Consider the following 22,595-nt stretch of genomic DNA (forward strand, 5'->3'; position numbering starts at 1 on the left):
CGGAATCTAATTATTTATATATTCACTTAATTAGAATGAAGGTTCCAATTGTGATAGGCATGCTAATTGCTTATTAGCTTGATGTGGCGGTCTAGCCCATCAATGGTGCATGAGTTGCACCATGAAGCCGCCCGGGCCGGTGCGGACGGGTGCGTAAAACTTTTAACAAATCCGGGGTTGCGCTTTTGAAAAAATAGGGTTGCACAAGTTGGTATAAACCTTAGTCCTCCATTATGGAAAACCCTGTGGCGGCGGGCGTCGCAGCCGCAAAGAATGGAGTTACAATGCGCGCGTTTCGCATACGAAACATTGAATTGGCGTTTTTGGCGTTATTGAACCGCCGACAATCAGGAGATAATCAAATGCAACTCAAGTTCGCGAAGGTACTGCCCGTCGTCGCCGCAGTGACGCTGTTGGCGGCATGCGGTCAGAAGGAAGAAAAGCAGGCCGATTCGGGTGCCGCTTCTGCACCTGCCGCGACGACAGCCGCCAGCGGGGGCGGCGATGCGGTTGTTATCAAGATCGGTCACGTTGCACCGCTAACGGGCCAAATTGCTCACTTGGGCAAAGATAACGAAAATGGTGCACGCCTGGCTGTCGAAGAAGCCAACAAGGCTGGCCTGACCATCGATGGCAAACCGGTCAAGCTGGAACTGGTAGCCGAAGACGACGCAGCCGATCCGAAGACCGCCACCCAGGTTGCCCAGAAGCTTGTCGACGAGAAGGTCGTCGCCGTAGTGGGGCACTTGAATTCAGGTACGACGATTCCGGCCTCGAAGATCTATAGCGATGCAGGCATCGTGCAGATCTCGCCGTCGGCAACCAACCCGGCCTATACCCTGCAGGGCTTCAAGACCGCCTATCGTGTGGTCGCGACCGACGCTCAGCAGGGCCCGGCACTGGCCAACTACGCCACCAAGGCGCTGGGTGCCAAGTCGGTGGCCATCGTCGACGACGCGACGGCCTACGGCAAGGGCTTGGCCGACGAGTTCGAGAAGACTGCCAAGGCCAATGGCCTGAAGGTGCTCTCGCACGATGCGACCAACGACAAGGCCACGGACTTCCGCGCCATTCTGACAAAGATCAAGGGTGAGCGTCCGGACATCATCATGTACGGCGGTATGGATGCCACCGGCGGCCCGTTCGCCAAGCAGTCGAAGGAACTGGGTATCGGTGCCAAGGTGCTGGCCGGCGACGGTGTGTGTACCGACAAGGTGGCCGAACTGGCCGGCGATGCCATCGACAACATCGTGTGCTCGGAAGCGGGTATGGCGCTGTCGAAAATGGAAGGCGGTGCAGACTTCGCGAAGCGCTACGAAGCCCGTTTCAGCCAGCCGATCCAGATCTACGCCCCGTTCACGTATGACGCCGTCAACGTGATCGTCGACGCCATGAAGCGTGCCAACTCGACCGATCCGGCGAAGATCCTCGCGGCGATGCCGGCGACGGACTACAAGGGGGTTATCGGTCACATCGCTTTCGACAGCAAGGGCGACATGAAGGAACCGGTCATCACGCTTTACAACTACAAGGACAAGAAGAAGAGCGTGCTCGACGTGGTGAAGATGTAACTCCCGGGCGCTTGCGCCATGAAACGGCACCGGTGCCTACCCGTTCGGTGCCGTTTCTCTATCTGCGGAACGATGCCGTGCCCGCATGACGGGCACGGCCCTCCTCCTGACACAGGATTACGCCTCATTACCCGCAGTTCTCTCGACCCCCTCGTGCGCCCTATCGGGCAAGCGTGTCGAGAGCCCGTTTTCGGGACAAGGAGTTAGCTTCATGGATATTTTTATCCAACAAATCTTGAACGGCCTCGTGCTTGGCAGCGTCTACGCGATCATTGCGCTGGGCTATACGATGGTCTACGGCATTCTGGGCATCATCAACTTTGCCCACGCCGATGTGATGATGATCGGCGCGATGGTCGCGCTGTCCACCATCAACCTGTTGTTGAAAGTGGCGCCGAACATGCATCCGGCGCTCATGCTGGCCATCGCCACGCTCGTGTGTATGCCCACGTGCGCCCTGGCCAACTTCGTGATCGAGCGCGTGGCTTACCGGCCGTTGCGCAATGCGCCGCGTCTTGCGCCGCTGATCACGGCCATTGGCGTGTCGCTGCTGTTGCAGACGATCGCCATGCTGATCTGGTCGCGCAATCCGCTCTCGTTCCCGCAACTGCTGCCTACCGACGCCATGACGATCATCCCGCAACGCGGCGATCATCCGGGCGCCGTGACCAACGGCACCGGTATCGTGATCGTGGTGGTCGCGTTCCTCGTGATGTTCGGCCTCACGCAGCTCGTGAACCGCACCAAGCTGGGCCGCGCCATGCGTGCGACGGCGGAGAACCGCAACGTCGCCGGTCTCATGGGCGTGAACCCGAACTTCGTGATCTCGGCCACGTTCGCGCTGGGCGGTGCGCTCGCAGCGCTCGCGGGCGTCATGATGGCCTCGAACTACGGCAACGCCCACTTCTACATGGGCTTCATTCCCGGCATGAAAGCGTTCACGGCGGCGGTGCTCGGCGGTATCGGCAACCTGCAAGGCGCCATGGTTGGCGGCGTGCTGCTGGGCCTGATCGAAGCGCTGGGCGCGGGCTACATCGGCGATCTGACCGGTGGGGTGTTCGGCAGTAACTATCAGGACGTATTCGCTTTTGTCGTTCTGATCATCGTGCTGGTGTTCCGTCCGAGCGGTCTGCTCGGCGAGCGCGTGGCCGATCGTGCATAAGCGGGGAGGAGCCACACGATGAATCAACCTGTGCAAACCTCCACGCCGGCCACGCAGATTTCTGCGGCGGCTGCCACCCGCAAGGCCTATCGCGGCCTGGCGATCTTCCTGATCGGCGCCATCGTCGCCCCCGTGCTGGTGGGCTACGCGGGCGGCAACTACTGGGTGCGCGTGCTCGACTTCGCGCTGCTCTACATCATGCTCGCGCTGGGCCTGAATATCGTGGTGGGCTTTGCCGGCCTGCTCGACCTGGGTTACATCGCGTTCTATGCGGTGGGCGCGTACGTCACGGCGTTCCTCAGCTCTCCCCACCTCACGACGCAGTTCGAGTGGATCGCGCATCTGTTCCCGGCCGGGCTGCATGTGCCGGTGTGGTTCACGATACCGATAGGGGCGGCGGTCGCGGCGATCTTCGGCATCTTGCTGGGCGCGCCGACGCTGCGTCTGCGCGGCGATTACCTGGCTATCGTGACGCTGGGCTTCGGCGAGATCATCCGTATCTTCATGAACAACCTCGACCGGCCGGTGAACATCACCAACGGCCCGAAGGGGATCACCGGCATTCAACCTGCATCGCTGTTCGGCTTTGATTTCTCGAAGGCGCACGAACTCTTCGGATTCAAGGTCAACTCGGTGTACATGTACTACTACCTGTTCGTGTTCCTGGCGCTGCTCATCGCGTTCATCTGTGTGCGCCTGCAACACTCGCGCATCGGACGTGCGTGGGTCGCCATTCGTGAAGACGAGATCGCCGCCAAGGCGATGGGCATCAACACGCGCAACATCAAGCTGCTCGCGTTTGCCATGGGCGCGTCGTTCGGCGGCGTGGCCGGGGGCATGTTCTCGGCGTTTCAGGGCTTTGTCTCGCCCGAGTCGTTCACCTTCTGGGAGTCGATCGTTGTGCTCTCGATGGTGGTGCTCGGCGGCATGGGCCACATTCCGGGTGTGATTCTGGGCGGTGTGCTGCTCTCGGCGTTCCCCGAGATTCTGCGCTCGACCATGGGCCCGTTGCAGATGAAATTGTTCGGCAGCGTTATCGTCGATCCCGAAGTGATCCGGCAGTTGCTGTACGGTCTGGCCATGATTCTGATCATGCTGTACCGTCCGGCCGGCCTGTGGCCGTCGCCGCGTCCGGAAGAGCGGACTCTGTAAGCCGAGGGAGACGACCTGATTATGAGCGAACAAATTCTTCTGTCCGTCAAGGGCGTGAACAAGCGCTTCGGCGGTCTGCAGGCCCTCACCGATGTGGGCCTGGAGATCAAGCCGGGGCAAATCTATGGACTGATCGGCCCGAACGGCGCTGGCAAGACCACGTTCTTCAACGTGATCACCGGGCTTTACACGCCGGATTCCGGCGAATTCACGCTGGACGGCAGCACCTACAAGCCGACCGCTGTACATGAGGTGGCCAAGGCGGGCATTGCCCGCACGTTCCAGAACATCCGCCTGTTTGGCGGCATGACGGTGGTCGAGAACGTGATGGTGGGCCGCCACGTGCGCACGAAGATGGGAGTGATCGGAGCGATCGTGCGTTACCCCGGTGCGAAGGCCGAGGAGCGTGCCATTCGCGATCGTGCGATGGAACTGCTCGAGTATGTGGGCGTAGCGAAGTACGCCAACTACACGGCGGCCAATCTCTCGTACGGCCACCAGCGCCGTCTGGAGATTGCGCGCGCGCTGGCGACCGATCCGAAGCTGTTGGCACTCGACGAACCGGCGGCCGGCATGAACGCCACCGAGAAGGTGGAGTTGCGCGGCTTGCTCGACAAGATCCGCAGCGACGGCAAGACGATCCTGCTCATCGAGCACGACGTGAAGCTGGTGATGGGCTTGTGCAACCGCATGACGGTGCTCGATTACGGCAAAGTGATTGCCGAAGGTTTGCCGCAGGATGTGCAGAAAAATCCGGCGGTGATTGAAGCGTATCTCGGTGCAGGAGGCCATTGATGAGCGCAATGTTGACGATCAAGGGCCTGAAAGTCGCTTACGGCGGGATCAAGGCGGTCAAGGGGATCGACTTGCATATCGAGCCGGGCGAACTGGTCACGCTAATCGGCGCGAACGGTGCGGGCAAGACGACCACGATGAAGGCGATCACGGGGCTGCTGCCGTGGGCCGATGGCGACATCGAGTATCTGGGCAAGTCGATTCGCGGCGTGAAGGCGTTCGATCTGCTCAAGCAGGGTCTCGCGATGGTGCCGGAGGGGCGTGGCATTTTCACGCGCATGACCATCCTCGAGAACATGCAGATGGGCGCTTATCTGCGCAACGACAACGCGGGCATCAAGCAGGACGTCGACAAGATGTTCGGCATTTTCCCGCGTCTGAAGGAGCGCAAAGACCAACTCGCGGGCACGCTCTCGGGCGGTGAGCAGCAGATGCTGGCGATGGCGCGTGCGCTGATGAGCCAGCCAAAGCTGTTGCTGCTCGACGAGCCGTCGATGGGTCTCTCGCCGATCATGGTCGAGAAGATCTTCGAAGTCGTGCGTACGGTGTCGGGCGAAGGCGTGACGGTGCTGCTGGTGGAGCAGAACGCGCGCCTGGCACTGCAAGCCGCACACCGTGGCTATGTGATGGACAGCGGACTCGTCACCATGACAGGGGACGCGAAAGACATGCTCGACGACCCGAAGGTGCGCGCCGCGTATCTCGGCGAGTAAGAACCAGGCGGGCATGAACGTCTGACATAAGCCGGACGATAAGCAAAGGGCGCCGAAGGCAACTCCGGCGCCCTTTGTGTTTTTCGTCGACCGGCGTTACTGCGACATCGGCACGTTGGCGGACGTAACGGGGGGCAGCCGCTTGCCGAGACTCACGACATTGTCTGCGGCATAGCCGTGCGCGGTGTAGAACGCCAGCGCTTCGCGCGATTGCGTGAGCACTTGCAGATTGAGCTTGAGGCACCCGCGCCGGGCCAGTGCGATTTCGGCGTGACGCAGCAACGCGCTCGCCACGCCGCGACGCCGCAGCATATGCGCGACCGCCAGCGAGTAGACCCAGCCGCGATGGCCGTCGTACCCGGCCATGACTGTACCCACGATCTTGTTGTCGCGCACTGCGACGAAGAACAACCCGTCGCGCATGGCCACCTTGTTCGCAATCGAGCGGCGTGGTTCGCGATGCGGCTTGTCCGCCGCGTTGTATTCGGGGAACGCCTCGCGCCAAAGCGCGATCACGGCCTCGGTATCCGCGTTGTCGAACGTTCGGATGTGGATGTTGGTGGGCGTGGCGATCATGGCGCTTCCTGTTTGCCTGTGTAGATGTCGGGCCGATGAATCTGCATCATCTTGTTCACGGGGCCGAGCGGTTCGAAGCCGTACCGGGCATAGAGACCTGCTGCGTCGGTGGTGGCGAGCAGAAAGCGCCGCAGTTGCTGCAGCGCAGGGTGCACCAGTACGCTCTCGCACAGACGCTTACCGATGCCCAGCCCGCGCATCGATGGGTCGACGAACACGTCGGCCAGATAGGCGAACGTTGCGCGGTCGGTGATCACGCGTGCGAAACCCACCTGCTTCGCGGGGCCACCTTCAACCTGTGTCGCATAGGCGCCGAAGCACAGCGAATGGGAGATGGCGCGCACGAGCGTGTCCCTGGGAATGTCCTTGGCCCAATGGGTTTGCGTCGAGAGTGCGTGATGGATGAAGCCGATATCGAGCCGTGCCGGATCGGCGGAAATCTCGACGATGGCGTCGGCGGGCGGTGTGGGGTGCCCGTGACTCAGGTCGTTCATGGAAAGCGTCTCCTTTGCGATGGCACACGCACCGCGTCGCCCGGGATTGGCCGGGTGCGCGGCAGGCGTATGTCCGGCGTGCGTGCCGGACGTCGTCATGTCTTCGTCAGACGTGTTTGGCGAGGAGCGCGTCGAGCATCGACAGCATCTGATCGATCTCGTCGCGGCTCACGTTCAGCGCGGGCATGAAGCGCAGCAGGTTCGGACGCGCGGAGTTGAGCAACAACCCGTCCGGTGTCATGTCGCGGGCGGCTTCGACCAGTTGCGGACCGATGTCGCGGCCGAGCAGCAGCGCGCGCAGCAAGCCGGCGCCACGCTCGCCCTCGCCGCCGTAACGCGACGACAGATGCTGCAACCCGGCGCTCAGATAGTCCGCCTGCGCGCGCACGAACTCGAGGAAGCCCGGGGCGCTGACCGTCCGCATGACTGCGAGCCCGACGGCACACATGAGCGGGTTACCGTTATATGTGCCGCCCTGATCGCCCGGTTGGAATACGGCGAACTCGTCGCCGCACAGCATTGCGGCCAGCGGCACGCCGCCGCCGATTCCCTTGCCGAGCGTCATGATGTCGGGGACGATGCCTGCCTGCTGATGCGAGAAGAGGGTGCCCGTGCGTCCGCAGCCTGTTTGCACCTCATCTAGGATTAGCAGGAGCCCGCGCGCTTTCGTGAGCGCGCGCAGTTCCTTCAGGAATGCTTCGGTGGCCGGCACGACACCGGCTTCGCCCTGAATCGGTTCGAGCATCACGGCGACGGTATCGGGGCCGATAAGGGCCTCGACCGACGCGATATCGTTCAGGTCGGCCTTGGGAAAGCCCGGCACTTGCGGGGCGAAGATCGTGTCCCATCCCGGCTTGCCGCTGGCGGACATGGTGGCGAGCGTGCGGCCGTGGAAGGCATTCTTGAACGTGATGATCTCGAAGCGCGCACCGCCCGAGGCGTTCGGATGCAACTGGCCCCACTTGCGCGCGAGCTTGATGGCGCTCTCGTTGGCCTCGGCGCCGCTGTTGGCGAAGAAGACCTTGCCGAGCCCCGAGAGCCTGGCGAGCAGGTCGGCCAGCTCGATCATCGGCACGTTGTAGTACGCGGGGCTGGGGTTGAGCAGCATCCCGCTTTGCGTGGCGAGTGCGTCGCGCATGACGGGATGGCAGTGGCCCAGGCTGTTGACGGCCCAGCCCTGAATGAAGTCGAGATATCGCTTGCCGTCGTGGTCGTACAGCCAGCCGCCCTTGCCGTGCGTGAACACGAGGTCGGGGCGCGAGGTGATAGGCAGTAACGCCTGCGTGGAGAACTCGGCGAACTTGGCGTTGCGGACCCCTTTGGGCGAGGGGATGGCGGGCGAGGTGGACGCGGCGGACGAATGGGCAAGCGACATAACGGTCTCCGAAGGGCAAGGGTGAGAGAGACGGGAAATAAAAAAAGCCACGGGGGTTGCCCGTGGCTTCGCTGTGCTTGAGAACTTGCGTGTTATCGCAGTCGATAGCGTGCCGCGCGGCATCCCGGTTGGGGCAGCGTACGGCGACGTCGGATCGAGGCGATGGCAATCAGGTTCATGTCGGCAAGCATAAGGTGATGATGCGGCGCTTGTCAAAGGGTATGCGTGCACTGTGGCGTGCGTGCATCTCTGCGGGCGGCTCGTGTCGTCCGGTTCACTGACCCCCGCCGGGGTTGTCGGCTTCGGTGGTGAATGCATCGGCGAAGAACGCGTCCTCCGGCAGATGGTGATGCGCGACGAAGTCGCGGCGTGCCGACTCCACCATCACGGGTGCGCCGCAGGCGTAGACTTCGTACCCCGACATATCCGGCAGGTCTTCCGCCACGGCGCGATGCACGAAGCCCGTGCGGCCTTGCCACCGATCTTCCGGCGCGGGCTCGGAGAGTACCGGCACGAAACGGAAGCCCGGAATGTCGCGCGCCCACTGTTCGGCCAGTTCGCGCAGGTAGATGTCTTTCAACTGGCGCGCGCCCCAATACAGCGTCATCGGCCGGTCGAGGCCCTTGTGAACGGCGTGCTCGACGATCGCCTTGATCGGCGCGAAGCCGGTGCCCGAGGCGAGCAGCACGATGGGTTTGTTCGAATCTTCGCGCAGGAAGAACGTGCCCAGCGGCCCTTCGAAGCGCAGGATCTCGCGCTCCTTCATGTGATTGAAGACGTGATCGGTGAACACGCCGCCGGGCATGTGACGCAGATGAAGCTCGAGGATGCCTTCTTCGTGCGGCGCGGTCGCCATCGAATAGCTGCGACGCCTGCCGTCCTTCAGGATGAACTCGATGTACTGGCCGGCGAGGTACTGGAAACGCTCGTTGGCAGGCAATTGCAGACGCATCACGATGACGTCGTCGGCGCGCCGCTCGAGTGCGTTCACGCGGCACGGCAGGCGCTTGACCGGAATGTCGCCGATGCCTTTGACTTCGCGCGATTCGACGACGAGGTCGCCTTTGGCGTGGGCGCAGCACAGCAATGCGAAGCCGCGTGTTTCTTCCTCTTTGGTGAGTGCAGAGCTGGAGTGCGCACCGTGCTCGACGCTGCCTTCGACCAGCTTGGCCTTGCACGAACCGCAACCGCCATTCTTGCAGCCGTAAGGCAAACCGATGCCCTGACGCAACGCTGCGGAGAGCACGGCCTCGCCGTCTTCGATCTGGAACTCGCGCCCGCTCGGCACGAGGGTAACGTTGTAAGCCATACTACAATCCAAAAAATGAAAAATCCGTCGAAATCCTTCGGTCGCCCGCGCCTGTTGATCGTGGGCTGCGGCGACGTCGGCATGCGTGCGCTGCCGGCCCTCGTCAAACGCTTTCGCGTCTTTGCCGTGACCTCCAGCGATGCCCGTCATGCGGCATTGCGCGCAGCGGGCGCCATACCCGTCGTCGCGAATCTGGACGACGCGGCGAGCCTGCGTCGCATTGGCCGTCTGGCCCCGCGCGTACTGCATCTCGCTCCGCCTGCCGGGGCCGCCGGCAGTGGCTCGCTGGATCTGCGCACGCGCCGTTTGCGCGCGGCGCTGACCCGTCCGCCGAAGCCGGTTATTGTACCTGAGGGGGGCGCTCGCGCCTTGTCGCGCCCGCCCCGGCCATCCCGCCGCCTGCTGGTCTACGCGAGCACCAGCGGCGTCTACGGCGACTGTGGCGGCGCTTACGTGGACGAGACCCGCGCGCCGCAGCCGCGATCGCCGCGCGGACAGCGTCGTGTCGACGCGGAGAGGACGATACGCTCGCTTGGCCGCCCGTCGGCGCATGCTCGCCACCGCCGCCGTGTGCTGAGCGCAGGCCCGGCCCGCGCGAGGGTGCCAGCGGTGGCGGGCGCGCGTGCGGCATGGCGCCATGCCGAGCGCGCCCGAGCCCCCTGGCGGGCCTCTATCGTGCGTATTCCGGGCATATATGCGGCAGACCGTCTTCCCGTTGTGCGTTTGCAGCGTGGCACGCCGGCGTTGCAGGTGTCCGATGACGTTTTCACCAACCATATTCATGCCGACGATCTGGCCGCGATCCTGATTCGCGCGATGTGGCGCGGCAAGGCGCAGCGGGTCGTGCACGCGAGCGACGACACCGAGTGGCGTATGGGGGAGTATTTCGACCATGTGGCCGACGCGCTGGGCCTTGCCCGGCCGCCGCGCATTTCGCGCGACGAGGCGGCCCGTGTGCTGGCGCCGACGCTGCTGTCGTTCATGTCGGAGTCGCGGCGTCTGGACAACACTCGGCTCAAGCGCGAGTTGCGTTATCGGTTGACGTACCCCGACGTGGCGGCGCTGCTCGCCACGTTGCCGCCACCGTCACCATCGAGCGAAGCCGCCTGAGTCTCGTCGTGCCGCTCGCGTTTCAGCCGGCGGGTTCCAACGTACCGCCCAGCGCCTTGACGAGCGAGAGCATCGCGTCGATCTGATCGAGGCGTGTCTGTGCGGCATTGCGCCGGGCCTGACGGGCGAGCCGCTGTGCGTCGAGCCAGCTTTGCAGATCGACATCCCCTGCGCGATAGCGCGCACCGGATAAATCCGCCGCACGCTGCGCCAACGCCGCAGCGCGGGCGAGCGACGCGTATTGCGATGTGGCGCGCTCGCGCGCCGAGAGCGCGTCTTCGACTTCGGTCAGCGCGGTGAGCAGGGTGCTGCGGAACGTGGCGACCGATTGCTCGTAGTCGTTTCGGGCGAGCGCGGTGGTGAAACGTGCCGTCTGCACTTGCAAGAACGGCATGGCGATGGTGGCAGCGAGCGTGCCTACGGGATTGGCCAGCAGCCGCGAGAGCGAATCGCTGCTGGTCGCGGCCGTGCCGTTGAGGGTGATCGACGGATAGAACGAGAGCCGCGCGGCATCGACATCGGCCAATCGCGCCCGCACGCGGGTCTCGGCGGCGGCGAGATCGGGGCGCCGCGCGAGCAGCGACGCGGGCAGGCCTGGCGCGACGTCCGGCAGATAGACCGGGGCGAGCGAGGGGCTTTCGGCAAAGCGCGTCTGCGCAGGCAGGCCCAATGCGTTGGCGAGCGAGTGCCGTGCGACGTCGCGCCGCCGTTCCCAGTCTGCCAGTGCGCCGGCCACGGCGTCGCGATCCTGCTGCGCCTGCACCGGATCGATCGCCGAGACGGCCCCGGCGCGCCGGCGCGCATCGACTAGCGCCACGGTCCGCTCGGCAGCGGCCAGATCCTCGGTGGCGCTGCGCACGTTCTCGTTCAGATACGCCACGCGCCAATAGAGCGACGCCACCTGGCTCGACAGCGAGAGCGCGGCAGCGCGTCGATCCCATGCGCTGGCGGTGGCCTGCCAATGCGCGGCATCGCGTTGCGCGGCGAGTTTGTTCCACAGATCGATCTCGTAGCTGATACCGAGGGCGGCGCCGGAGGCCGTCTGCGTCTGGCCGTTGTAGGCAATCGCAGCCTTGCCGCCATCGAGCGCGCGCGACTTGGCGCCGGTCACGGAACCGGTGAACTGCGGCCAGCGATTCGCGCCGGTCAGACCGGCTTGCAGCGCGTCGCGATCTGCCTGCAACGCTTTGAGGGCGAGTCCGGGGTTAGCCTCCAGTGCTTGCCGGACAAGCGTGTCGAGCTGCGGCTCGCGGAACGCTTGCCACCACGGATCGATGACGTCGCCGGCACGCTGCGATGGGCTCGCGGCGGTGTTTTGAGCGCCATCGAGTGGCGTGTGAAATTGTGCGGGAACGGTCAACGCGGGGCGCTCATAGGCAGTGCGTGTGAGGCTGCATCCGGCGAGCAATACGGCGACGGCGATCGCGCAGAGCGGCGGCAAGATCGGCCGTTGCGCCGGCATTGGCAGCGTCGGCGCCGCGCAGCGCGTGTGAAGAGATCTGGAAGCGCGAATCATCGAATCTTTCAAAAAGACCCCCGCGCGCGACACCGAATCGCGCGCGGGGTATAAAGCCGTCCCGAGCCATAGGGGGGCACTGCGGGACGGTGGGAGGCGAATCATTCGCGAGCCAGGGCATCGACCGGATCGAGCCGTGCGGCGCTGCGCGCAGGCCACCAGCCACTCACGACACCGATGACGCACGCGCACGCGACAGCGGCCGTGAACGTATGGGCGGAGAACACGACGGCGACCTGCGGCACGAAGGTCGCAACGAGCCAGCCGATGGCATACGACAGCGCCACACCGACGGCGCCGCCCATCAGGCAGACGAGCACCGCTTCGATCAGGAACTGCCGGAGAATGTCTTGACGCCGCGCGCCGATGGCGCGTCGAATGCCGATCTCGCGTGTGCGTTCCGTGACCGAGACCAGCATGATGTTCATCACGCCGATGCCGCCGACCACGAGCGAGATCAGCGCCACGAACGAGAGCAGCAGCGTGAGCATCTGACTGGTGCGCGAGATCGACTTCACGATGGTGTCCATGTTGAACGTGAAGAAGTCCTTCTGACCGTGCGCGCGCGTGAGCACGCGGATAATGCCCGCCTCGGCCGCCGCAGGAGGATGCCCGTCGAGAATGCGCACCGTGATCGACTCCAGATGCTGCTGTCCTGCCAGACGGCTCGCCACCGTCGTCCACGGGACATAGACGTTGAGCGAGCGGCTCACGAACATCGATGAACGATCGCGCACCACACCGATGATTCGCAGTGGAAGCGACCCCGCGAGCACGATCTGACCGACCGGATCGCCGCCGTTCGGCATCAGCTTCTTGAGGGTGTTTTCGCCGAGCAGCGCAACCTGCGCCTGACGTTCGACTTCCGAGGCATCGAAGCTGCGTCCGCGGGCGAGCTTCAGACCGTTGGCGCGCATGAAATCGGCGCCTTCCCCATGCACTTGCGCATCGGTGTCCAGGCGCCCGAAGCGCATGCGCGCCGTGCGCGGGCCGAGCTGCGGCGTCACGCTGTCGGTGTACGGCTGGGCGGCGAGCAGGGCGGCGTCGCGCGGCAGCAGGGTGCGAATCTCGGCGGCCTTGTCGTCGTTGAAGTCCTTGCCGCGCAGCACGGTGATCGTGTTCGGCGCGATGTTGCCGATGTCGTTGAGCACGCGCCGCTTCGTGCCTTCGCCGATGGCCGAGAGCGACACGACCGACGTGATGCCGATGATGATGCCGAGCATCGTCAGCCCGGTGCGCAAGCGATGCGACGCCAGTGCGTGCCACGCCATCGACAGGCTTTCGGAGAACGTCGGCCAACCGCTCATCCAGCCGGTCGAGCTGCGGTGGGGCTCGGTTGCGGCGGCGACTGGCGTCCGGTCGTCGAGGTTATCGTTGTGCGACGGCGCGCGTTGCGCCGTTGCCGCTGCATCGGGCAGCGTCGCTTGAGGCGTATCGTTCACGCGATCGCGCACGATGCGTCCGTCGGCAATCTCGATGACGCGTTGCGCCCATGCCGCAACACCGGGATCGTGCGTCACGAGAATGATCGTGTGCCCGCGTGCGTGCAATTCGCGCAGGATCTGCATGACTTCGAGCCCGCTGCGGCTGTCGAGTGCGCCGGTCGGCTCATCGGCGAGGATGATGTCGCCACCGTTCATCAGCGCACGCGCGATGCTCACGCGCTGTTGCTGTCCACCGGACATTTGCGACGGCCGGTGCGATAAATGCTTGCCAAGTCCGAGGCGCTCGAGCAAGGCTGCCGAGCGCGACGCGCGGATCGCCTTCGGTGTGCCTGCGTACACGGCGGGCACTTCGACGTTGCCCTGCGCCGTGAGATGCCCCATCAGGTGATACCGCTGGAAAATGAAGCCGAAGGACTCGCGCCGCCGAGCGGCGAGCGCATCGTCCGAGAGCGAGGCGACGTCCTGCCCGTCGATTTCATAGCGTCCGCCGCTTGCCCGGTCGAGGCAGCCGAGCACGTTCATCAGTGTCGACTTGCCCGAGCCGGACGGCCCCATGATCGCGACCATCTCGCCGCGCCCGATCTCGAGTTCGACGTCGCGCAGTACGGTGACGGTACCCACGCCCTCGCCGAAGGTGCGCGAGACGCCCGTCAGGCGAAGCAGCGGTACGGCGGCGCTTGTCACAGCAGGGCTCCGGTATCGTTGCTGCCGGGGGGCGGCGCATCGGTCGGGTCGGCAGTCACGACCCGATCGCCTTCGGACAAGCCGTCGAGCGCCTGGGCCATGAGTCGATTGTCGAGCCCGACTTTCACCCAGCGCACTTGCGCATCGCCCTTCTTGTCGAGCACGCGCACGCGATAGCGGCCGTCGGCACGTTTTTCGCCGAGGGCGGCGGACGGAAACGTCAGTGCGTTTTCGATGTGTGCGCGCACGATCGAGACCTGCGCGGTCATGTCGGGACGCAGCTCACCGGTCGGGTTCGGCACGTCGAAGAGCGCGTTGAAGAAGATCGCGTTGTTGATCTTCTCGGGCGACGGTTGAATAACACGCAGCTTGCCTTCGTAACGGGTCTCGGCCGAACCGAGAATCGTGAAGTACACATGCAGGCCCTCGCGAATCCGCACGACGTCCGCTTCGGAGACTTGCGCGCGAACCGTCATCATCGACAGGTCGGCAACTTTCAGAATGGTGGGGATCTGGTAGATCGCCGTGACCGTCTGACCTTCCTGTGTGGTGATCGACGTGACCGTGCCCGTGATCGGCGAGGTGATGCGCGTGTACGACTGGTTCGTGCGAGCCTTGTCGACCTTCACGTTCTGCTGACTGATCTGCGAATCGAGCGAGGCGAGTTCGGCGGTCAGTGCGTCGGACTCGGTACGAGCCTTTTCCAGATCGCGCGGCGACGTCGCGTCGTCGCGCGCCAACTGTCGTTGACGTGCCAGCTCGCGTTCGGCTTGCGCGTGACGAATCGCCTTGGCGCGACGATCTGCCGCCAGCGTGGTGAGTCCGGCATTCGCCTCACGCAGGTCGTTATCGCTCGACGTCGGATCGATTTCCGCGAGCAACTGCCCCTTGGTGACGCGATCGCCGAGCACCACCTTGAGCGAGCGCAACTGACCGTTGGCCTGCGAGCCCACTTCCACTTGTTTGATGGGCTGGAGCACACCCGTGGCGAGCACGGCGTCTTCGAGATCGCTGCGCGTGACTTTTGCGCTGAGATACGCAGGCGGCTTCGGGCGCGGCCACTGCCAGATGGCGAGGCCGCAAAGCACAGCGAGAACCGCCGCGCCAATCTTGCGGCGGCGCGTGAGAGGGAACGGGGAAAAGCGCTTCATCGATCAGGGAATAGGCCAATAGCTGCCGCAATGCGCGGACCTGTTGTAATCCTAATCAAACGGGGTGCCGCAAACTGTTTTCAGTTGTTGGGACTTTGTGAACAGAGTTGACCGGCCCGTGGCGTCAGGGCAGTGCGTGCGCCCCGGCGGGCAGGTCGGGGTGCGCCGGTGTCGGGTAAGTCAGGCGCGGCATGGGCGCGCCGGCACGGCGCACAACGACCTGATCGACCACGGCTTCCACGTCGGCCGTCTCGCCCAGCGCCTTGAGAAATTTCGAAAGGGCGAAACCGGGGGCGACACACCCTTGCACAACGATGATGCGCCGCTGAAACGTGAGCCAGAGCGACGTCTGCGCAGCCCATGGAATATCGGTGGCAATGGCCGAGAGACGCCGTTGGGCGGATTCAGCGATCTCCACGTCGTAGCGATAGCTGTTCGACAACCGGCAGCGCCCTTCCAGCCAGCAATGGTTGCCTTTTTCGATCCGGTGATGGGCATCGGCGAGCCAGTCGGATTCGCGCATGGCGGGGCCGAGCGGCGTGGGGCAGTCGGCAATGGCGGTGGAAATGTGGAGGAAGGGATCGTGACCGAAATTCTGCACGATTGCCGGGGCGGGGGCACCCGAAACGGCGCTGGACGAGGCCCCAGCCTCGCCAGACAAGGCGTTCGGGGCAGCCAGGGCGGAGGCGCTCAGCGAGAGCGCTGTCGCCAGGGTCGCCGCCGAGCGGCTGCACAGTGTGAAGATTGCGCGGCACATGCTGCCTCCCATGCCCCTCGAGGGCGATGTGGACAACGTTGTGGTGTCGGCGGGCACGCGGGAAAATTAAGGTAAATGTGCGCTATGCCGCCTAACGTCGCTTAAATATCGCTCTTGTGGACGCTTGGTGGACTGCCGTACCGACGTCTGGCGTCGATCTGTCTTACCTATCCTTTCTGAAATAAGGATTAGGCGCCATTCTATAAGATGCTTCGGCTAACGCGACACTGGACGGGCGCGCAAACTGCCGTGTATCTCTTTCATGACCGGGAAATTTTCATGAGTCTGCATGTTCTTCTGGTCGACGACGATCCTGTCGCTCGTGACCTGTTGCGCGAATTGCTGCACGCCAATGGGATGCAGGTCTCGGCACTTCACAACGGCGCGTTGCTGCTGCGCCGTCTCGAACTCGAGCGGCCGTCGGTGATTCTGCTCGACACCATGATGCCGGAGCGCGATGGCCTGCGTGCGTTGCAGGATTTGCGCGCGACCGGTGACGACATCCCGGTCATCATGCTGTCGGCGCGTGGCGGCTCGCTCGACCGGGCGCTCGGGTTGGAGCTGGGCGCGGACGATTACCTCACCAAGCCGTTCGATCCGCGTGAGTTGCTTGCCCGCATTCACGCGGTGCTGCGCCGTCGCGGACCGGTGGCAGCCAGCGCGCCCGATGCACGCGCTCCCTACCGCTTCGGCCCGTTTGCACTGGATTTCTCGCTACGCACGTTGCAACGTGAGGGCGAGCGTCTGCCGCTGCGCGATACGGAATTCGCCATGCTCAAGGCGTTCACGCAACATCCGATGCAGGTGCTGCCGCGCGTGAAGCTGCACGCCATGCTCTACGGTGACGGCATCGCATTCCGTGACCGCAGTCTGGATGTGCCGGTGTGGCGTTTGCGGCGTCTCATCGAAACCGACCCGTCGGTGCCGCGTTACATCCAGACGATTCGCGGTACGGGCTACGTCTTCGTGCCGGGTGGCGAATTGCCAGAGGGCGCGACGGCCGGTGTGCGGGAGCGATCCGGTGGCGTTGACGGCAGCGACGATGCATTGTCGCTCGCCTCGTCGGCATCGGTTGGCATCGGTCGGCAAGCGCATGGTGCGCGCATGGCGGGAGTCGGTTGCGTGAATCGGCGCTGACTGCCGCGCGACTCGTGGTTCGCGCGACGGATTCGCGGGCGAGACCGGGCGCAGGGTGGCGTGCTTCGGATCACGCTGCGCCTGCCGCCGAGCGCGGCAGGCGGACTTGCGGGTGTTCGAGCCCGCGTAGTCAGTAAATCTCCGGCACGATCATCTCATCTGCCACCGGATGGCGAATGTAGTCCTCGCTGCGCGCCCGCTCGGGCAGCACAACGGGCGAGCGCTCCACGTCGTGATACGGCACTTGCGCGAGCAGGTGATGAATGCAATTCAGACGCGCGCGCTTCTTGTCGTCGGCCTGCACTACCCACCACGGCGCTTCCGGAATGTGCGTGCGTTCGATCATGACTTCCTTGGCGCGCGTGTAGCTTTCCCAGCGACGACGGCTCTCGAGATCCATCGGGCTGAGTTTCCACTGCTTGAGCGGGTCTTGAATACGTGCGAGGAAGCGCGCTTCCTGCTCGTCGTCAGAGATCGAGAACCAGTATTTGATGATCTGGACGCCGCTGCGCACAAGCATCTTCTCGAATTCGGGTACCGAGCGGAAGAACTCTTCGTACTCGCTCTGCGTGCAGAAGCCCATGACATGCTCCACGCCCGCGCGGTTGTACCAGCTACGGTCGAACAGCACGATTTCGCCAGCGGCGGGCAGATGCTGCACGTAGCGCTGAAAATACCATTGCGTGCGCTCGCGATCGTTGGGCGCGGGCAGGGCCGCCACGCGGCACACACGAGGATTCAGGCGCTGCGTGATGCGCTTGATCGCGCCGCCTTTGCCGGCGGCGTCGCGGCCTTCGAAGATCACCACGAGCCGGTGACGGCTGCGCATGACCCAATCTTGCAACTTGACGAGTTCGCCTTGCAGGCGGAACAACTCGCGGAAATACTGCAGACGGTCCCCGCGCGCGGTGTCGCTCAGGTCGTTCAGGCCGGGCAGGCGAAGATCGTCAATCTCCATCTCGATCTCTTCGTCGTAGCTGTCGATCAGATCATCTTGGAGACGACGCGTAAGCGAGGCGTCGTGGTCGGCGTCGGAATCGAATTGGGTCATGGCGACGATCTCTTTCGGGCCAGAAAACACAAAGGGCACCCGTATAACGTGGGTGACGACAGGCAGACGCTGCGCGATACCGCGCGCAAGGCGCGCCCAGGAGTGGAATCCCGAGTATGCGACGATTTTATGACACCTGCGTGGCGTTGGCGAACACTGCTGCGGCGCGTTCTCCTGGGTGGCCCGCCTGGCGGGCGTGAGCGGCGCTGGCGGCGTGGGATTTTTCTGTCACGAAAATGAAATGTGACATTGTCATGATGGTCGATCCCACCGTGCTGCGGCGCGATTCAAGTCATTGCTCACGTCCGTTCAGACTCCGCGCGCATGTTTGCCGATCTAGTTCACAACGCTTACGGCTGCGATCAGGCTGGCCTGATCTACGGCTACCGCTTTACCGACGGTGCACCGCCCGAACCCATCGATTCGGCCGAGGCGCTCGAGTGGCTGGCGCAAGGCGAGCGTGCGGAAGGTTTTGTGTGGCTGCATTTCAACTTTGCGCACGCCGCGTGCGAGAAGTGGCTGCAACAGCATCTGAGCTTGCCCCACGAGTTCTACGAGAGTCTGAGCGAAGGCTCGCGTTCCACGCGCATCGAACATTCCGACGATTGGCTGCTTGCCGTCATCAACGACGTGATTTTCGCGTTCGACATTGCGCAGTCGGAAATATCGACGCTGCGTGTGGCTGCCAATGCCCGGCTATTGGTGACCGGACGTGTGAAGCCGCTCAGATCGATCGACAAGTTACGGGCATCGGTCAAGCGTGGCGACGCCTTCCGGTCGCCGCTCGCGCTGCTGGTGCATCTGCTGCGTGATCAGGCGGACGTGCTTGAGCGCATCGTGCGTGAAACGAGCCGCCGTGTGGATACTGTCGAGGACAGGTTGTTGCAGCAACGCATCGAGAGCAACCGAGCGGATTTGGGGTCTTTGCGCCGGGTGCTCGTGCGGTTGCAGCGCCTGCTGGCGCCGGAGCCGGCGGCGCTCTTTCGGCTGTTGAGCCGTCCTCCCGTGTGGGGACATGCCGAGGACGTGCAGGAATTCCGTCAGGCCACGGAAGAGTTTGCGGTGGTGCTCAGCGATCTGTCGGCGTTGCTCGAGCGGATCAAATTGCTGCAGGAAGAGATCGCGGCGATGGTCAGCGAGCGCACCGAGCGCACGATTTATACGCTGACGGTCGTGACGGTACTCGCGTTGCCCATCAATATCGTGGCGGGCTTTTTCGGCATGAACGTGGGCGGCATTCCGCTCTCGGACCATCCGCATGGCTTTTGGGTACTCGTGGCCATCGTGGCTACCGGGACCGCTGGTGCCGGCTGGTGGGCATTCCGCCGGCGTCCGGATTGAGTGCGCCGGGACGGCGCTCGGATCGCCGTCAATTCACACGATGGGGCGCGTGAGGCGGTTTGCAGTCCCCATCGCGGTGCCTCTCTATACCGTAGCGCTATCGGGCACGCTGCTATCGCGCCGATGTTGTGCGGCGAGCCTCCGGATTTGCTGCGCGACGTTGCTATCGAGCGGTGTATAGACGATCAGGCCCAGATCGGGCCGCCCATCGACGGAAAAGGCTGAGTATTCCAGCTCGACGGTTCCCAACACCGGATGCTTGATGTGCTTGATGCTGTGTCCTTCGTTGTAACCCAGCACCTCGTTTTCTTGCCATAGCGTGTCGAACTCTGCACTGACACTGCGCAGTTCTGCGACCAGTTCGCCGACTTCCGAGGCAAGTCCCGCACGCGCCGCATCCGCGCGGAAGGCGCCCACGACATAGCGGGCGACGCTTAGCCAATCATGCTGCTTCGCCCGCACGTCGGGATTACGGAATAGGAAGTGGAGAATATTGCGCTCGCCGGGCGGCAAGGTCTGATAGTCCGTCAGAACTACGGCGGCGGCGTGGTTCCAGGCGACGACATCCCAGGTCGCGGTTTTGATGATCGCTGGGCTGGCATCGAGCGAGTCGAGCAGCCGTTGCAGGCGCGGACTGACACTGTCGATGCGGCTGTAGCGGACTTCGGGCGGCCGTCCGAGCCCCAGCATGAATAAATGCTCACGCTCCGTATGCGTGAGCATCAATGCCCCGGAGATCCGGTCCAGCACTTCCGCAGAGGGGGCGCCTCCACGGCCTTGTTCGAGCCACGTGTACCACGTCGGGCTGATGCTCGCGCGCTGGGCCACCTCTTCGCGGCGCAGGCCCGGCGTGCGCCTGCGCCCGGTAAAGCCGAAGCTCGCTGGATCGAGTCGGGCGCGACGGCTTCGCAGGAAGTCGCCGAGCGATTTGGCGGTGTTGACTGACATGGTGAGCCTGTTAGTCGCTTTACTATGATGTGATCACTACTTTAACGGGATAGCGAATGATCGGATAGTAAGCGCCTGATGACCAAGGAGGTTTCACCATGCGTATTTTTCTGACAGGCGCGACCGGTTTCGTCGGTTCGGCGCTCATTCCAGAACTCATTGCCGCCGGTCACGAGGTGATTGGCCTGACGCGCTCGGACGCGGGAGCCCGCGCCCTCATCGAGGCGGGTGTCGAACCGTACCTTGGCACGCTGGAGGAACCCGTGAGCCTGGCGAACGGTGCCGCGAAGGCCGATAGCGTGATCCACACGGCGTTCGATCACGATTTCAGTCGATTCGTCGAGAATTGCGAGAAGGACAGGCGAGTGATCGCGGCCCTCGGTGCCGCTCTCGCGGGCTCCGGCCGTCCGCTCGTTATCACCTCGGGGGTCGGCATGGGCAGCGGCCAGCACGGCGAACCGGCAACGGAAGACGTCTTCAATCTCGCCCATCGCAACCCGCGCATCGCCTCGGAACTTGCGATGCAGGACTTGCTGCAAGACGGTATCAACGTGTCAGTGGTGCGACTGCCGCAAGTCCACAATCTCTACCGCCAGGGCCTCGTTACGCCGCTTATTGGCGTGGCCCGTGAAAAAGGCGTCGTTGCCTATATCGAGGATGGCGGCAACCGCTGGTCGGCGGGCCACGTTTCGGATGTCGCGCGTCTCTATCGGCTCGCTGTCGAGGCCGGAGAAAAGGGCGCTCGCTACCACGCGGCCGGCGAGGCGGGCGTTACCAGCCGCGACATCGCCGAGTCGCTGGGGCGCGGCCTTGGCCTGCCGGTGACGTCAATCGCTCTGGAGGACGCTGACGCGCATTTCGGTTGGTTGTCGATGTTCGTGAGCCTGGACATGCCGGCGTCAAGCGCCTTGACGCAGGCGCGGCTGGGTTGGCATCCGACCGGGCCGACGCTGATCGCGGATCTCGACGAAGCGCGCTACAACGCTTAAGCGCGGTTTGTTGCGTTCTCCGCGATTCCCTGCACCCGATCCAACGCCGCCAACACATCTTCCGGGCGAATCTCCCGCGAGCATTCGAATGCCCGCGGGGTGCCCGTGTGCCGTGGGCACCAGTGAAAGTCGTCGTGGTCGTAGCGCAGCGCCGGGTCATGCCAGCAGCCGGTGCAGACGTCGCGCGCGATCACACGGTACGGTGTGGCGAACTCATTGTGCGGCAGCGTGAAGCCCGAGATCAGCACCGTAGGAGTGCCCATCGTCCACGCCAGCCACGCCAGCCCGCTCGACAAGCCGATGAACGCGTTCGCGTGCATCAGCCAGCGCGCGCGCTCGGTCAGCGGCAGATTGCCCGTCGCATCGATGGCGCCTGCCGGGATCGACTGCCAGAAATCTCCTTTGCCGTGCCGTGCGTTCTGATCGATGCACACCACGTGTACGCCGCGCTCGCGCAGACCGGCCACGACCGTCTCCCATCCCTGCGGCCGGTTCCAGTACTTGCATTGCGCCGTGCTCTGCACCGCGATGCACACGTACGGCTCGGCCATCGGGCGAGACACGTCCGGCAATGCCGTCTTCGCAGGCGCCTCGGTGTCGTCGACGCCGAGAATGTGTGCCGCCGTACGATGCAACCCGGTCTCGCGGAAGTCGCGCGGCTGCTGGACGAGTTCGTGATCGTCGAAGAACAGGCCGACGTTGTACGTGGCGTAATACTTGCGCCGCTCGACCTTGTCTTGCGCCACAAAATCCACGTCGGGATGGGCGTCGCGAAAGAGCGCCGCTACCGCAGGTGTGACCACACAGGCCAGGCGGCAACCGTGGGTATCGGCGAAACGCAGCGCATAGGGCAGCCAGCCGAGTACGTCGCCCAGTGCCGCGAGGGGGAACTGCACGAGCACATCCTGACCGCGCGCCTTGTAGCGATGTTCGAAGACCACCACGTCGTTCAGCCAGATCGTGATGCCATACGGCACAAAGTACTTCGCCGGACTGCGCACGACCCCCGATGATAGCGAGACCTCGATGAGCGTAGTGTCGTCGCGCAAATCGCTGATGCGCACGCGCCACGGCAGCGGTTGACCGAAGTCGGGAATGACCACGCGCGCACCCTCGTTGAAGTCGAAGCGCAGGCCGGCCGGGCCGACTTGCGTGGGCAGCAGCGCGGGCGCCAGAAAGATCTGGTGCGGTGAGGGGATAAACGGCGTTACCACCGGGGCGTTGGCGGTGGTCGTCACGTCGGTTTGTGTGGGGGCAGGGACGGCATCGTTCATGCACCACACCTTACGCTGTACGTTGCACGATCAATCGCGTGGCAA

At 64.0% G+C, this 22,595-nt stretch carries 20 protein-coding genes; 9 read left to right on the forward strand and 11 right to left on the reverse strand.

Features of this window, described 5'->3' with window-relative positions:
• Nucleotides 1-362 precede the first annotated feature (362 nt).
• The 5 genes from PCO31110_RS17105 (at nucleotide 363) to PCO31110_RS17125 (ending at nucleotide 5,393) form a co-directional block, all read left to right on the forward strand.
• Nucleotides 363-1,571, forward strand: coding sequence for a branched-chain amino acid ABC transporter substrate-binding protein (locus tag PCO31110_RS17105; protein WP_010807097.1), 1,209 nt, complete (start codon nucleotides 363-365; stop codon nucleotides 1,569-1,571).
• 211 nt (nucleotides 1,572-1,782) lie between these two features.
• Nucleotides 1,783-2,733, forward strand: a complete 951-nt coding sequence (locus PCO31110_RS17110) for a branched-chain amino acid ABC transporter permease (RefSeq protein WP_010807096.1) — start codon at nucleotides 1,783-1,785, stop codon at nucleotides 2,731-2,733.
• Between the two features lie 18 nt (nucleotides 2,734-2,751).
• Complete coding sequence (locus tag PCO31110_RS17115) at nucleotides 2,752-3,885, forward strand: ABC transporter permease subunit (RefSeq protein WP_010807095.1); 1,134 nt, start codon at nucleotides 2,752-2,754, stop codon at nucleotides 3,883-3,885.
• A 21-nt stretch (nucleotides 3,886-3,906) separates the two neighbouring features.
• Complete coding sequence (locus PCO31110_RS17120) at nucleotides 3,907-4,680, forward strand: ABC transporter ATP-binding protein (RefSeq protein ID WP_010807094.1); 774 nt, start codon at nucleotides 3,907-3,909, stop codon at nucleotides 4,678-4,680.
• Complete coding sequence (locus PCO31110_RS17125; RefSeq protein WP_036663236.1) at nucleotides 4,680-5,393, forward strand: ABC transporter ATP-binding protein; 714 nt, start codon at nucleotides 4,680-4,682, stop codon at nucleotides 5,391-5,393. Before PCO31110_RS17120 ends, PCO31110_RS17125 begins: the two co-directional genes overlap by 1 nt.
• Nucleotides 5,394-5,489: 96 nt before the next feature.
• Here PCO31110_RS17125 and PCO31110_RS17130 read toward each other — a convergent pair whose 3' ends face one another.
• The 4 genes from PCO31110_RS17130 to PCO31110_RS17145 all read right to left on the reverse strand — a co-directional run bounded on the left by PCO31110_RS17130 (nucleotide 5,490) and on the right by PCO31110_RS17145 (nucleotide 9,147).
• Nucleotides 5,490-5,969: a GNAT family acetyltransferase gene (locus PCO31110_RS17130; RefSeq protein ID WP_010807092.1), complete on the reverse strand. Its 480-nt coding sequence runs from the start codon at nucleotides 5,967-5,969 to the stop codon at nucleotides 5,490-5,492.
• A complete protein-coding gene (locus PCO31110_RS17135; protein ID WP_010807091.1) occupies nucleotides 5,966-6,463 on the reverse strand; it encodes a GNAT family N-acetyltransferase in 498 nt (165 codons plus the stop codon). Before PCO31110_RS17135 ends, PCO31110_RS17130 begins: the two co-directional genes overlap by 4 nt.
• 106 nt (nucleotides 6,464-6,569) lie before the next feature.
• The gene (locus PCO31110_RS17140) at nucleotides 6,570-7,838 is read right to left on the reverse strand and encodes an acetylornithine transaminase (RefSeq protein WP_246189872.1); all 1,269 of its coding nucleotides are present in this window, start codon (nucleotides 7,836-7,838) and stop codon (nucleotides 6,570-6,572) included.
• 274 nt (nucleotides 7,839-8,112) lie between these two features.
• Nucleotides 8,113-9,147 carry a CDP-6-deoxy-delta-3,4-glucoseen reductase gene (locus PCO31110_RS17145; RefSeq protein ID WP_150690949.1) on the reverse strand — a complete coding sequence of 345 codons (1,035 nt, stop codon included), beginning with the start codon at nucleotides 9,145-9,147 and terminating at the stop codon, nucleotides 8,113-8,115.
• A gap of 15 nt (nucleotides 9,148-9,162) precedes the next feature.
• Here PCO31110_RS17145 and PCO31110_RS17150 point away from each other — a divergent pair, with 15 nt between their 5' ends.
• Nucleotides 9,163-10,257, forward strand: a complete 1,095-nt coding sequence (locus PCO31110_RS17150; protein ID WP_150690950.1) for a Rossmann-fold NAD(P)-binding domain-containing protein — start codon at nucleotides 9,163-9,165, stop codon at nucleotides 10,255-10,257.
• 22 nt (nucleotides 10,258-10,279) lie between these two features.
• On the opposite strand, the gene PCO31110_RS17155 is transcribed toward PCO31110_RS17150, so the two are convergent.
• The 4 genes from PCO31110_RS17155 to PCO31110_RS17170 form a co-directional block, all read right to left on the reverse strand.
• Nucleotides 10,280-11,773, reverse strand: a complete 1,494-nt coding sequence (locus tag PCO31110_RS17155; protein WP_174979604.1) for an efflux transporter outer membrane subunit — start codon at nucleotides 11,771-11,773, stop codon at nucleotides 10,280-10,282.
• Nucleotides 11,774-11,874: 101 nt separating this feature from the next.
• A complete protein-coding gene (locus PCO31110_RS17160; RefSeq protein ID WP_150690952.1) occupies nucleotides 11,875-13,902 on the reverse strand; it encodes a MacB family efflux pump subunit in 2,028 nt (675 codons plus the stop codon).
• Nucleotides 13,899-15,053 (reverse strand): macrolide transporter subunit MacA, encoded by a 1,155-nt coding sequence (gene macA, locus PCO31110_RS17165; RefSeq protein ID WP_150690953.1) that lies wholly within the window; start codon nucleotides 15,051-15,053, stop codon nucleotides 13,899-13,901. The genes PCO31110_RS17160 and macA overlap by 4 nt, the downstream gene beginning before the upstream one ends.
• 124 nt (nucleotides 15,054-15,177) lie before the next feature.
• On the reverse strand, nucleotides 15,178-15,810 hold the full coding sequence (locus tag PCO31110_RS17170; protein ID WP_150690954.1) for a hypothetical protein: 633 nt from the start codon (nucleotides 15,808-15,810) through the stop codon (nucleotides 15,178-15,180).
• A 279-nt stretch (nucleotides 15,811-16,089) separates the two neighbouring features.
• On the opposite strand from PCO31110_RS17170, the gene PCO31110_RS17175 reads away from it, so the two are divergent.
• Nucleotides 16,090-16,947, forward strand: coding sequence for a response regulator (locus tag PCO31110_RS17175; protein ID WP_150690955.1), 858 nt, complete (start codon nucleotides 16,090-16,092; stop codon nucleotides 16,945-16,947).
• Between the two features lie 130 nt (nucleotides 16,948-17,077).
• Here the strand turns inward: PCO31110_RS17175 and ppk2 are convergent, their stop codons facing one another.
• Complete coding sequence (gene ppk2 / locus PCO31110_RS17180) at nucleotides 17,078-17,998, reverse strand: polyphosphate kinase 2 (RefSeq protein ID WP_150690956.1); 921 nt, start codon at nucleotides 17,996-17,998, stop codon at nucleotides 17,078-17,080.
• A 324-nt stretch (nucleotides 17,999-18,322) separates the two neighbouring features.
• Here ppk2 and PCO31110_RS17185 point away from each other — a divergent pair, with 324 nt between their 5' ends.
• Entirely contained in the window at nucleotides 18,323-19,339 is a 1,017-nt protein-coding gene (locus tag PCO31110_RS17185) for a transporter (protein WP_010807081.1), read from the forward strand.
• An 84-nt stretch (nucleotides 19,340-19,423) separates the two neighbouring features.
• Here the strand turns inward: PCO31110_RS17185 and PCO31110_RS17190 are convergent, their stop codons facing one another.
• Nucleotides 19,424-20,287 (reverse strand): helix-turn-helix transcriptional regulator, encoded by an 864-nt coding sequence (locus tag PCO31110_RS17190; protein WP_010807080.1) that lies wholly within the window; start codon nucleotides 20,285-20,287, stop codon nucleotides 19,424-19,426.
• Between the two features lie 98 nt (nucleotides 20,288-20,385).
• Here PCO31110_RS17190 and PCO31110_RS17195 point away from each other — a divergent pair, with 98 nt between their 5' ends.
• Nucleotides 20,386-21,276: an SDR family oxidoreductase gene (locus PCO31110_RS17195; protein WP_150690957.1), complete on the forward strand. Its 891-nt coding sequence runs from the start codon at nucleotides 20,386-20,388 to the stop codon at nucleotides 21,274-21,276.
• On the opposite strand, the gene PCO31110_RS17200 is transcribed toward PCO31110_RS17195, so the two are convergent.
• Nucleotides 21,273-22,550 carry an autotransporter strand-loop-strand O-heptosyltransferase gene (locus PCO31110_RS17200; RefSeq protein WP_150690958.1) on the reverse strand — a complete coding sequence of 426 codons (1,278 nt, stop codon included), beginning with the start codon at nucleotides 22,548-22,550 and terminating at the stop codon, nucleotides 21,273-21,275. The genes PCO31110_RS17195 and PCO31110_RS17200 overlap by 4 nt on opposite strands.
• Nucleotides 22,551-22,595: the final 45 nt, after the last annotated feature.

Source organism: Pandoraea communis (genome assembly GCF_902459745.1).
GTDB lineage: Bacteria > Pseudomonadota > Gammaproteobacteria > Burkholderiales > Burkholderiaceae > Pandoraea > Pandoraea communis.